8 protein-coding genes are annotated in these 12,356 nt (G+C 73.6%); 4 read left to right on the top strand and 4 right to left on the bottom strand.

Annotated features, from left to right (window positions below):
* Positions 1–28: 28 nt before the first annotated feature.
* Positions 29–1,312, top strand: coding sequence for a citrate synthase (locus LPU43_RS20070; RefSeq protein WP_229402026.1), 1,284 nt, complete (start codon positions 29–31; stop codon positions 1,310–1,312).
* 235 nt (positions 1,313–1,547) lie between these two features.
* On the opposite strand, the gene LPU43_RS20065 is transcribed toward LPU43_RS20070, so the two are convergent.
* The 4 genes from LPU43_RS20065 to LPU43_RS20050 all read right to left on the bottom strand — a co-directional run bounded on the left by LPU43_RS20065 (position 1,548) and on the right by LPU43_RS20050 (position 7,104).
* Positions 1,548–2,954: a glycosyltransferase family 4 protein gene (locus tag LPU43_RS20065; protein ID WP_229402025.1), complete on the bottom strand. Its 1,407-nt coding sequence runs from the start codon at positions 2,952–2,954 to the stop codon at positions 1,548–1,550.
* A 373-nt stretch (positions 2,955–3,327) separates the two neighbouring features.
* Positions 3,328–4,017, bottom strand: a complete 690-nt coding sequence (locus LPU43_RS20060; protein ID WP_229402024.1) for a fasciclin domain-containing protein — start codon at positions 4,015–4,017, stop codon at positions 3,328–3,330.
* 143 nt (positions 4,018–4,160) lie between these two features.
* Positions 4,161–6,248, bottom strand: a complete 2,088-nt coding sequence (locus LPU43_RS20055; RefSeq protein ID WP_229402023.1) for a M14 family metallopeptidase — start codon at positions 6,246–6,248, stop codon at positions 4,161–4,163.
* Positions 6,249–6,447: 199 nt separating this feature from the next.
* Positions 6,448–7,104, bottom strand: coding sequence for a response regulator transcription factor (locus tag LPU43_RS20050; protein ID WP_229402022.1), 657 nt, complete (start codon positions 7,102–7,104; stop codon positions 6,448–6,450).
* A gap of 269 nt (positions 7,105–7,373) precedes the next feature.
* Here LPU43_RS20050 and glgX point away from each other — a divergent pair, with 269 nt between their 5' ends.
* The 3 genes from glgX to LPU43_RS20035 all read left to right on the top strand — a co-directional run.
* Entirely contained in the window at positions 7,374–9,494 is a 2,121-nt protein-coding gene (gene glgX, locus LPU43_RS20045) for a glycogen debranching protein GlgX (protein ID WP_229402021.1), read from the top strand.
* 21 nt (positions 9,495–9,515) lie between these two features.
* A complete protein-coding gene (treY, locus tag LPU43_RS20040; protein ID WP_373321763.1) occupies positions 9,516–11,807 on the top strand; it encodes a malto-oligosyltrehalose synthase in 2,292 nt (763 codons plus the stop codon).
* The coding region (locus LPU43_RS20035) for an alpha-amylase family glycosyl hydrolase (protein ID WP_255686354.1) at positions 11,804–12,356 on the top strand (553 nt) is incomplete at its 3' end. The genes treY and LPU43_RS20035, both read left to right, overlap by 4 nt.

Here is a 12,356-nt window from a genome sequence, read left to right as displayed (position 1 = left end):
TAGATCTGCCGGCGAAGCGAGGAACCACATGACGGAAGTCAAGCTCGATCACCCCGGTGGGCAGCTGTCGATGCCGGTGCAGTCGGCGGTCGAGGGCCCCGCCGGCATCGGCGTGAGCAAGCTTCTCAAGGAAACCGGGATGACCACGTACGATCCCGGTTTCGTCAACACCGCGGCGTGCTCGTCCGCGATCACCTACATCGACGGCGACGCGGGCATCCTGCGGTACCGGGGCTACCCGATCGAGCAGCTGGCCGGGAACTCCTCCTTCCTGGAGGTCTCCTACCTGTTGATCTACGGCGAGCTGCCGGGCCAGCAGGAGCTGAGCGAGTTCACCGAGCGGATCCGGCGGCACTCGCTGCTGCACGAGGAGATGCGCCGGTTCTTCGACGGCTTCCCCCGCGACGCGCACCCGATGGCGGTGCTCTCCTCGGCGGTGAGCGCCATCTCGACCTTCTACCAGGACAGCCTCGACCCGTTCGACACCGAGCACGTCGAGATGTCCACGGTCCGGCTGATGGCCAAGGTCCCGACCATCGCCTCGTACGCGTACAAGAAGTCCATCGGCCAGCCGCTGCTGTACCCGGACAACTCGCTGGGCTACGTGGAGAACTTCCTGCGGATGACGTTCGGCGTGCCGGCGGAGCCGTACGAGGTCGACCCGGTCATGGCCAAGGTCCTGGACATGCTGTTCGTGCTGCACGCCGACCACGAGCAGAACTGCTCCACCTCGACGGTGCGGCTGGTCGGCTCCAGCAACGCCAACCTCTTCGCCTCGGTCTCGGCCGGCGTGAACGCGCTCTTCGGCCCCCTGCACGGCGGCGCCAACCAGGCCGTGCTGGAGATGCTCCAGAAGATCCAGGCCGACGGCGGCGACGTCGCGTCCTTCGTCCGCAAGGTGAAGGACAAGCAGGACGGCGTGAAGCTGATGGGCTTCGGCCACCGGGTCTACAAGAACTACGACCCGCGCGCCGCCATCGTGAAGAAGGCCGCCCAGGACGTGCTCGGCCGGATGGCCAAGCCGGACCCGCTGCTGGACCTCGCGGTGGAGCTGGAGGAGATCGCGCTCGCCGACGACTTCTTCGTCTCCCGCCGGCTCTACCCGAACGTGGACTTCTACACCGGCCTGATCTACAAGGCCATGGGCTTCCCGACGAAGATGTTCACGGTGCTGTTCGCCCTCGGCCGGCTCCCCGGCTGGATCGCCCAGTGGCGCGAGATGCTCAACGACCCGGAGACCAAGATCGGCCGTCCGCGCCAGGTCTACACCGGCTCGCCGGAGCGGGCGTACGTCCCGATCACGGAGCGCTGAACGCCGGCTCCCTGACGCCGAACGGGCCGCCGACCCCCATCCGGGGTGGGCGGCCCGTCGTCTGCGTCCTGCGGTCACGGGCGCGCTGCGGGGGCGGCGGGGCGAGCGCGCCCCGGCGCGAGGCCCGGCCTGGCTGCGGCCCGCGCCCGCGAGTCCGGCGCGGCGAGGCCCGGCGCGTTAGGAGGGGGCCCCTGCTATACCGAAAGCGTTAACAGGGGGCCCTTCCTTACACAGGTCAGCGGAGGCCGGCGGCGGCCAGGAGGTTGCCTTCGGCGATCCGCAGCGGGGAGCGGCCCTCGGCCATCCGCCGCGCGGCGTGCTCCGCCGTGAATGCCGGAGCCTTGGCGATCGCCGCCCCGTACGCGTCGGCGGTGCGCTGCGCGATGGCCGTCCACCCGTACCGCTCGTGCACCATGAGGCGGGCCCGCCGGGCCAGCGCCCGGGCGCGCTCGCGGTCGGAGAGCAGGGCGTGCACCGCCTCGGTCAGGCCGTCCGGGTCCTGCGGGGCGAAGGTCATCCCGGTGACGCCCGGCTCCACGATCTCGGCCAGGCCGCCGGTGGAGGCGACCGCGAGGGGCGCGCCGGCCGCCGCCCCCTCCAGGGCGACCATGCCGAACGGCTCGTAGATGCTCGGCACGGCGAAGCAGTCCGAGGCGGCCATCACGGCGGGCAGGTCGGTGCCGCCGAGGAAGCCCGGCATGCTCACCGTGCCGCCGAGGCCGAGCCGGTGCACCTCCGACTCCAGGGCCGACTTGTACGGCCCGTCGCCGACGATGACGGCGCGCAGCCCGGGGTGCCGCTCGCGCAGCCGGGGCAGCCCGGCCAGCAGGTGCTGCACGCCCTTCTCGTAGACCAGCCGGCCCGCGAAGGTCACCAGGGGGCCGTCGGTGGCGAACCGGGACCGGGCGGAGGCGACCGCCGAGGTCGGCACCCTCCAGCGGTGCGGCTCCACCCCGTTGGGCACCACGTCGACCCGGCTGGTCGGCACCCCGAACAGCGCGTTGACCTCGTCGCGCATGTAGCCGGAGCAGACGACCACCCGGTTGGACTCGCCGGCCAGCCAGTGCTCGACGCCGTGGATGGTGCGGTTCATCTCCTCGGGCAGCCAGCCCTGGTGCCGGCCCGCCTCGGTGGCGTGGATCGTGCTGACCAGGGGGATGTCGAGGTGGTCCCGCAGCGTCATCGCGGTGTGCGCGACGAGCCAGTCGTGGGCGTGGATGACGTCGTAGGAGGCGCTCTCGGTGGCGCGGAGGGCGGCGCGGGTGAGGGTGTGGTTGAAGGCCATGGTCCAGGCCAGCAGGCTGGAGGTGGCGAGGGGGAAGGTGACGGGGTCCTCGGCGGCGCGCAGGATGCGGACGCCGTCGGCGTACTCCTCCAGGGGTGCGCCGTCGGCGTGGCGGGTGACGACGGTGACCTCGTGGCCGGCGGCGGCGAGGGCGACGGAGAGGGCGTGGACGTGGCGGCCGAGGCCGCCGACGAGCACCGGCGGGTACTCCCAGGAGAGCATGAGGATGCGACGGGTCTGCGGGGGCACCCCGGGCCCGGCGGGCTGCGGGATCTGGGGACGCGAGGTCAGGATGGGCCGGCAGGCCCGGTCCGGGGCGGTGGCGGTGGTGGGTTCGCCGGCCCGCAGGGTCGTCACATCGAACTCCGTCCGTGCAGGTTGGAACGCGCCGACGTCGATGCCGGCGTGACAGGCTGTGGTGGGGTGGCCGAGGGCCGAGAGGGGCGCGGGCTGCTGCACGCCCCCGCACCAAGCAAAGGGCATCCGGGCCGGAACCGCATCTTGAAAGGGCCCAAGGTGACGGACGACACCCAAAGGTCCGGCTGGCCTCATTCGAGTGGATTCCGGTCATCGGCCGATCTGGTGGACGTCCGCCGGGCCGACCAGCCCCGGACCGGCCCCGACCGGCCGCCGGCGTCGCCCCTTCGACGGGTACGGCCGCCGACCGCGCGGGTTACGCGCGGCCGGCGGCCGGATCGGGTGTGCCGGACGGGGTCGCCGCCGGGGCGGCTCAGTGGTGCTGGTCCTCCTCGTCGGCGGTGTGCGGCAGGTCGCCGAGCACCTTGTCGATCACGTGGACCCGGGCCCCGGCCGCCCGGTAGTCGGCGCAGACCGTCACGGCCTTGTCGGCCAGCCGGGCCCCCGACCCGGCCGCGGTGACGGTGAGGGTGGTGCCGGCGCGGGTGGTGACGGAGCCGGCGGCGACCAGCTCGGCGGCCGAACGCGCCCCGTCGACCAGGTGCTCCCGCAGCAGCCGGCGCAGCGTCTCGGTGTCGGAGAGCAGCAGCCGGTCCAGGTTGGCGGTGGAGAACGTGGCCCGGAAGGCGTCGTCGGTCGGGGCGAGGATGGTCAGCCCTCCGGCGGCGGCCAGCTCCTCGGCCATCCCGGTGGCCCGGACCGCCGCCTCGAACATGGTGAGCACGGGAATCCAGGCGAGGGCCTCGGCGGGCGGCCGGCCCACGAGCGAGGCCGGGCTGCCCGGCTCGGCCCCCGAGGGCAGCGCGTCGCAGAGCGGCCCGGCGACCGCGCCCGGGGCCGCGCTCCCGGTGGGCTGCGCCCCGGCGCGCTCCTCCTCGGCGGGGCCGCCGCACCCGGTCACGGCCAACAGGAGGGCCAGCGCCGCCCCGGTCGCCGCCCGCCGGCGGCGGGCGGCCCGGGACGCGGGACCGGGGCGCGGCCCCGGGACGAGGGTGTCGGGCACGGGCTTCTCCACTGTCGTCGGAAGCGGTACGGGCAACGGTCGGGACGCCGGGGCGGGCGCTGGTCGAACCCGGATACGGGTGGTGCCGGCGGGTCGGCGCAGGGCCGACCCGCCGGCACCCGGGCGGGGCAGGGCTCAGCGGGTCAGAGCTGCGCGCACTGGCCCGTCTTCGGACCCCGTACCGTGTTGGCGACCTCAAGGTTCGTCGGGGCCGGCGCGTTGCCGGAGCAGGTGAGCGGGCCCGCGACGGTGTTACCGGCCAGCAGCGGGGCGGTGGCCTTCCCGCCGGACACGCCGACCGGGCCGCTCAGCTCGTTGCCCACGAGGACGACGGGGCCCCGGGTGCCGGTGGCGTGCACCGGGCCGGAGACCCTGCTGTCGGTCACGAAGAGCCCGGCGGCGTCGGCGGCGTTCACCGGCCCGTTGATCGAGCTGCCGGTGACGATCAGCGCGGCGCCCGACCGCACCTGGATCGGGCCCCGGACGGTCGCGCCGTCGAGGCAGGCGACGCCGGAGACGGTCAGCGGGCCGTTGTGGGTGCCGGTCAGGGTGGGGGCGATCCGCTCGCCGGCGACCAGGCCCTCGACGGCCTGCCCGTCGAGCAGCAGCGGGATCAGGCCGCGCTGCGGCTGGGCCAGCGGCACCAGGTAGCCGTCGGCGACCTTGACGACCTTCCAGCCGTGGGCGGCGATGCGCTGGGCCACGGTGGTGCGCTTGCCGGCCGGGCCGTCGGTGCGCTCACCGTGGTACTGCTCCTCGGTCAGCCTGTACGCGCACGGCGCCTGCTCGAGGATCCGGTCCGGGGTCGGGGCGTCCACGGGCGGCGGGGCCTCGCCGGGGTGCGGGGCGGGGTACGCCTCGATCTTCCGGGAGCCCCGGAACACGATCCGCCCGTCGTTGGCGGACTGGGACGTGACGCCCTCGTCACGGACCCGGGTGATGTCCTTGACGTTGGCGCCGTGGTACTTGAAGAACTCGGTGAACGTCCACAGCGCGGAGTAGGTCTTGCGCCGGCGGTTGTTCGCGGTGTTGCCCTCGTCCGGCCGCGTCGGGCCGCCGGAGCTGCGCAGCTCCAGCAGGGAGTTGACGACGTTCTTCAGGCCGAGGGTGTTGCGCAGGATGGTCTCCTCGCTCAGGCCCACGTTGGCGCCGGGGGTGCAGCCGTACGGGCAGGCCCACCAGCCGTCCTCGGCGCCCCGGCCGTACATGTGGCCCTCGATCATGTCCTGCGACTGGTCGAAGATCCCCTGCGCCACGTTCTGGTGCCGCGGCGGCAGCATCGGCAGGTCACCCGTGTTGGTGTTGCCGTACTCGTGGCCGTCGTAGCCGGCGATCGGCCGGTAGTCGCGGACCATCTCGGCGAGGGCGCGGGTCTCCGGCTGGCGGATCAGCGAGTGGTCCCGGTTGAGGTCCTGGCCGGTGGAGTTGCCTCGGGTGTTGGCCGCGCGGCCGTCGCCGTTGATCGTCGGCACGATCAGCACGGTGGTCTTGCCCAGCAGGCCGAGGGTCTGACTGTCCTTGGTGAAGGCGAGCTGCCGGGCCATGATCAGGCATGCCTCGCGGTCGCCCGGCTCGTTGCCGTGCACGTTGCAGTTGACCATCAGCGGGTTGGTCGCGGCCACCGCCTCCGGGGTCGCCGGCGGCTTCGGGTAGCCGATGACCAGCATGTTGATCGGCCGCTCCTGCACGGTGCGCCCGATCTCCACCACCCGGACGCGGTCGCTGGCCTCGTCGATCGCGGCGGTGTAGGCGTACTCGTTGACGTCGCTGGTGTACTGCGCGCCCAGCGTCTGCTCCCACTGGGTGCGCAGGTTCTCACCCGGGGTGCCCGGGTCGCCCCAGTGGGACCGGGTGGTGCCGTCGACCGGCGTCGAGTACGGCTGCTCGGTCGTGCCGAACCGGGCCCGCACCCGCCACTGGAAGCGACCGCCGGGGGCGAAGCCCGCGTCGGCGAAGGTCGGCTCGGTGTTGTTGACCTGCCGGTTGGGTCGCCAGACGCCCACGACGACCGGCGTGCCGGGGGTGCCGTCGGCGGCGAGCGCGGTCCGCTCGATCTGGTAGTCGCTGGCCCCCTCGACCCGGGTCCACGCGAGCGTGGCGAATCCGTCGCCCTGGGTTACGGTGAGGCCCTGCACCTGGTTCGGCTCCGCCGCCTGGGCGACCGTGCCCGGCTGCGCCAGCGCGGGCGCCGCCGTCGCCACGAGGGCGGCGGCGAGCAGGGCGGAGAACACGCCTGCCGTTGTCCGTCTGTGTCTCAAGGGGGATCTCCAAACAGGAGGGATGCTGGGGGTGGTGCGCCCCAGCACACCCGCACTCGGCCCGCCGTTGGCGCAAACCCGAGGATTCTTGAGGATCACCTGAGATTCAACCCCGGCCGCTCCGCCGCCCGGCCACCCCGTCGGCGGCCGGCGTACCCGTCGACCCCGGGGGTCACCCCGCGCGCAGCCGGTAGCCGACGCCGCGGACCGTCTCGACCAGGCCGGCGTCGTCCAGCTTCCCCCGCAGGGCCGCGACGTGGACGTCGAGGGTGTGCCGGGTGGCCCGGGTGGTCTGCCAGACGTCCAACTGCAACCGGTCCCGGGGCACCACCGTGCCGGCCTGCCGGGCCAGCGCCACCAGCAGGTCGAACTCCTTGCGGGCCAGGCCGACCTCCCGCTCGCCCACCCACACCCGCCGGGCGCCGACGTCGATGCGCAGCGTGCCGACCCGCAACTGGCCCCGGGCCCGGGCGCTGCGCGCCGTACGACGCATCACCGCCTCGATCCGCGCCTCCAGTTCCGCCATCGAGAACGGCTTGACGACGTAGTCGTCGGCGCCGGCCCGCAGGCCGGCCACCCGGTCGTACTCCTCGGCGCGGGCGCTGACCACGATGATGGCGACGTCCTCGTCGGCGTGGCGCAGCCGCCGGCACACCTCCAGGCCGTCCCGGTCGGGCAGGTTCAGGTCCAGCAGCACCAGGTCGACCGCGTCGGCCCGGACCGCCTCGGCGGCCGTCATCGCGGGCGTCACCTCGTGCCCCCGGCGGCGCAGGGCCTTGGAGAGGGCAGCCGCGACGCGCAGGTCGTCTTCCACCAGGAGCACCCGCACCCGCGACCCCCTCGGACCTCGTCCCCGCCGGATTGTGCGAGTCTTTCCGATCATCACCGTCGTGACCAGTGCGGATGCAAGATCGTAACCGCAGCGAAGCGCCGACGCGCGGCGGTGGCGGGCCCGTCGGGAAAGGTCCTTCGACGATCCGCCGTTCGGGTGGATTGGCGGAGGAACCGGCGGGGCAATACCCGCTCGCGCGCCGTCGGCCCCGCCGAACGGTGTGTTCGTGGTGCGACGCGCACTCATGATCTTCGCGAAGGAGCGACATGCAGGTCTGGCCGGGTGAGCGGTATCCGCTGGGGGCGACCTACGACGGGATGGGCACCAACTTCGCGATCTTCTCCGAGGTGGCGGAGCGCGTCGAGCTGTGCCTGTTCGACGAGTGGGACACCGGCGTCGAGCGCCGCGTCGAGCTGCGCGAGGTCGACGCGTACGTCTGGCACTGCTACCTCCCCGGCATCGAGCCCGGCCAGCGGTACGGCTACCGGGTGCACGGCCCGTGGGACCCGGCCAACGGCCTGCGCTGCAACCCGGACAAGCTCCTGCTCGACCCGTACGCCAAGGCGGTCGACGGGGACGTGCGGTGGGACCCGGCCGTCTACGACTACGAGCTGGGCGGCGACCCGGACCGGCGCTCGGAGAGCGACTCCGCGCCGTTCATGCCCAAGTCGGTGGTGGTGAACCCGTACTTCGACTGGGGCAACGACGCCCCGCCGCGCACCCCGTACCACCACTCGGTGATCTACGAGGCGCACGTGCGCGGGCTGACCATGCGCCACCCGGACATCCCCGAGGAGCTGCGCGGCACGTACGCGGGCCTCGCCTCCCCGCCCATGATCGAGTACTTCCAGCGGCTCGGGGTGACCGCCGTGGAGCTGATGCCGGTGCACCAGTTCGTGCACGACCACCGGCTGGCCGACCTGGGGCTGCGCAACTACTGGGGCTACAACACGATCGGCTTCTTCGCCCCGCACCACGGCTACGCCGCCCTCGGCGGGCTCGGCCAGCAGGTGCAGGAGTTCCGGGGCATGGTCAAGCGGCTGCACGCCGCCGGCATCGAGGTCATCCTCGACGTGGTCTACAACCACACCGCCGAGGGCAACCACCTCGGCCCGACGCTGAGCTTCAAGGGCATCGACACCCCGAGCTACTACCGGCTGTCGGAGGAGGATCGGCGGTACTTCGTCGACTACACCGGCACCGGCAACAGCCTCAATGTGCGCAGCCCGCACTCGCTTCAACTGATCATGGATTCGCTGCGGTACTGGGTCACCGAGATGCACGTCGACGGGTTCCGCTTCGACCTCGCCGCGACCCTGGCCCGGGAGTTCTACGAGGTCGACCGCCTCTCCACGTTCTTCGAGGTGGTGCAGCAGGACCCGGTGGTCAGCCAGGTCAAGCTCATCGCCGAGCCGTGGGACGTCGGCCCCGGCGGCTACCAGGTGGGCAACTTCCCGCCGGTGTGGACCGAGTGGAACGGCAAGTACCGCGACACCGTGCGCGACTTCTGGCGCGGTGAGCCCGCCACGCTCGCCGAGTTCGCCTCCCGCATCTCCGGCTCCGCCGACCTCTACCAGGACGACGGGCGTCGCCCGTTCCACAGCATCAACTTCGTCACCTGCCACGACGGGTTCACCCTCAACGACCTGGTCTCGTACAACGACAAGCACAACGAGGCCAACGGCGAGGACAACCGGGACGGGGAGGGCCACAACCGGTCCTGGAACTGCGGCGTCGAGGGCGACACCGACGACCCGGGCGTGCTGGCCCTGCGGGCGCGGCAGCGGCGCAACTTCCTGGCCACCCTGATCCTCTCCCAGGGCGTGCCGATGATCGGCCACGGCGACGAGCTGGGCCGCACCCAGCGCGGCAACAACAATGCGTACTGCCAGGACAGCGAGCTGGCCTGGGTCGACTGGGACCGCGCCGACGACGGGCTGCTGGCCTTCGTCCGGCGGCTGGTCGACTTCCGCCGCAACCACCAGGTGTTCCGCCGCCGCCGGTTCTTCACCGGCCTGCCCGTCGGCGGCCGGGCCGCCGGCACCGCCCTGCCCGACCTGGCCTGGTACACCCCCGACGGCCGGGAGATGACCGGCGAGGACTGGGGCAACGACTTCGGCCGCTCGGTGGCCCTCTTCGTCAACGGCGACGGCATCCGCGAGCGCGGCCCGTACGGCCAGCGCCACCGGGACTCCTCGTTCCTGCTCTGCTTCAACGCCCACGACGCCCCGCTGGACTTCACCCTGCCGGGGGAGGAGTTCGGCCGGCGGTGGGAGCTGGTGATCAGCACCGCCGACCCCGACCCGGAGAAGACGATCCTCGTCGAGGCGGGCGGCACCGTCTGCGTGCCGGACCGCTCCCTGGTGGTCCTGCAGAGGGCGGCCTGACCGATGCCCGACGCCCGCCGCATGCCCCGCGCGACCTACCGCGTCCAGGTCCGCCCCGGCTTCGACCTCGACACCACCGCCGGCCTGGCCGACTACCTCGCCGACCTCGGCGTCACCCACCTCTACAGCGCGCCGCTGCTCACCGCCAGCCCCGGCTCGCAGCACGGCTACGACGTGGTCGACCACCGCGCGGTCAACCCCGAGTTGGGCGGCGAGGCCGCCCGGGTCCGGCTGGTCCGCGCGCTGCGCGCCGCCGGGCTCGGCCTCGTCGTCGACATCGTCCCCAACCACGCCGGGGTGGCCCGGCCGGCGGCCAACCCCGCCTGGTGGGACGTGCTGCGCCGGGGCCGCGCCTCGGCCTACGCGGGCTGGTTCGACATCGACTGGGACCGGGGCCGGCTGCTGCTGCCGGTCCTCGCCGACGACCCGGACGCCCTCGCCGACCTGAAGATCGTCGACGGGGAGCTGCGCTACCACGAGCACCGCTACCCGATCGCCGACGGCACCGGCGACGGGACGCCGCGCGAGGTCCACGACCGGCAGCCATACGAGCTGGTCTCGTGGCGGCGCGGGGACCGCGAGCTGACGTACCGCCGGTTCTTCGCCGTGTCCGACCTGGCGGGCCTGCGGGTGGAGGACCCGGAGGTCTTCGCCGCCACCCACGCGGAGATCCTGCGCTGGGTCGCGGCCGGCGAGGTCGACGGCATCCGCGTCGACCACCCCGACGGCCTGCGCGACCCCGCCGGCTACCTGGCCGCGCTGCGCGCCGCCGCGCCCGATGCCTGGCTGCTGGTGGAGAAGATCCTGGAGTACGGCGAGGAGCTGCCCGACTGGCCGGTCGACGGCACCACCGGCTACGACGCCCTCGCGCCGGTCAGCGGCCTCTTCGTCGACGCGAGCGCGGAAGCCGACCTCACCGCCCTCGACACCCGGCTGACCGGCCACCGCACCTCCTGGCCGGACCTGATCCACGACACGAAGCTGGAGGCCGCCACCCGGCTGCTCGCCGCCGAGCTGACCCGCCTGGCCGCCCTCGCCCCGGAGCTGCCGCCCGAGCAGGCGCGGGCCGCCCTCGCCGAGCTGGCGGCCTGCTTCCCGGTGTACCGGGGCTACCCGCCCGAGGGGGCCCGGCACCTGGCCGTCGCCCGCGCCGAGGCCGGCCGCCGCCGCCCCGACCTGGCCGCCACCCTCGACGCGCTCACCCGCCGGCTGGGCGACCCCGACGACGAGCTGGCCCGGCGGTTCCCGCAGCTCTCCGGCGCGGTCATGGCCAAGGGTGTCGAGGACACCGCCTACTACCGGTGGAGCCGCTTCGTCGCCCTCAACGAGGTCGGCGGCAGCCCCGCCCACTTCGGCACCCCGCCGGCCGAGTTCCACCGCCTCACCGCCGCCCGGCAGGCCCGCTGGCCGGCGGGCATGACGGCCCTCTCCACCCACGACACCAAGCGTGGCGAGGACGTCCGGGCCCGGCTCGCCGTCCTGTCCGAGCTGCCCGAACGCTGGGCCGAGCGGGTCACCCGGTGGACGGCGCTCGCGCCGCTGCCCGACCCCGCGTTCGCCCACCTGCTCTGGCAGACCGCCGTCGGGGCGTGGCCGATCGAGCGGGAGCGGCTGCACGCGTACGCCGAGAAGGCCGCCCGGGAGGCGTCCGTCGCCACGAGCTGGGCCGACCCCGACGCCGCCTTCGAGCAGGCCATGCACGCCGTGATCGACCGGATGTACGACGATCCCGAGCTGCGCGCCGAGCTGACCGAGTTCGTTGCCGAGATCACCCCCGCCGGCCGCGCCAACTCCCTCGGGCAGAAGCTCGTCCAGCTCGCCATGCCCGGGGTGCCCGACGTCTACCAGGGCACCGAGCTGTGGGAGAACTCCCTGGTCGACCCGGACAACCGCCGCCCGGTCGACTTCGCCGTACGCCGGGAGCTGCTGGCCGACCTCGACGCCGGCCGGCTGCCGGCGGTGGACGACTCCGGGGCGGCGAAGCTGCTCGTGGTGTCGCGGACCCTGCGGCTGCGCCGCGACCACCCGGAGCTGTTCACCGGCTACCGCCCGGTGCCCGCGCACGGGCCCGCCGCCGCACACGCCGTCGCCTTCGACCGGGGCGGCGCGCTGGCCGTGGCCACCCGGCTGCCGGTGCGGCTGGCCCGCGACGGCGGCTGGCGCGACACGACCCTGCCACTTCCCGTTCACCAGGCGACCGACCTGTTCACGGGGCGGGTCTACAGTGGCGGCGAGGCGCTCCTCGCCGACGTGCTGGCCACCTACCCCGTCGCACTGCTGACGCCCGCCGAGTCCGTGGAGGCAACCTCATGACCGAGTTCGCGGTGTGGGCGCCCGAGGCCGCCCGGGTCCGGCTGCGCCTGCCCGGGGCCGGCGAGGAGCGCGAGATGCGCGCCGACCCCGGCGGCTGGTGGCGGGTCGACGCCCCCGGCACCGGCCCCGGCACCGACTACGCGTTCGTCCTCGGCGATGACGACACGGCGCTGCCCGACCCCCGCTCGCCCTGGCAGCCGGCCGGGGTGCACGGCCCGAGCCGGCGCTACGACCACGCGGCGTTCGACTGGACCGACGCCGGCTGGACCGGCCGGCAACTGCCCGGCAGCGTCCTGTACGAGCTGCACGTCGGCACGTTCACCCCCGAGGGCACCTTCGACGCGGCCATCGGCCGCCTCGACCACCTGGTCGACCTCGGCGTCGACATGGTCGAGCTGCTGCCGGTCAACGCCTTCAACGGCGAGCACAACTGGGGTTACGACGGCGTCTGCTGGTACGCCCCGCACGAGCCCTACGGCGGCCCGGACGGGCTGAAGCGCTTCGTCGACGCCGCCCACGCCCGAGGGCTGGGGGTGATCCTCGACGTCG

It is taken from the genome of Micromonospora okii, from assembly GCF_020884795.1.
GTDB lineage: Bacteria > Actinomycetota > Actinomycetes > Mycobacteriales > Micromonosporaceae > Micromonospora > Micromonospora okii.
The sequence above is the reverse complement of the archived record's forward strand: the minus strand, read 5'-3'. Positions and strand labels throughout refer to the sequence as shown.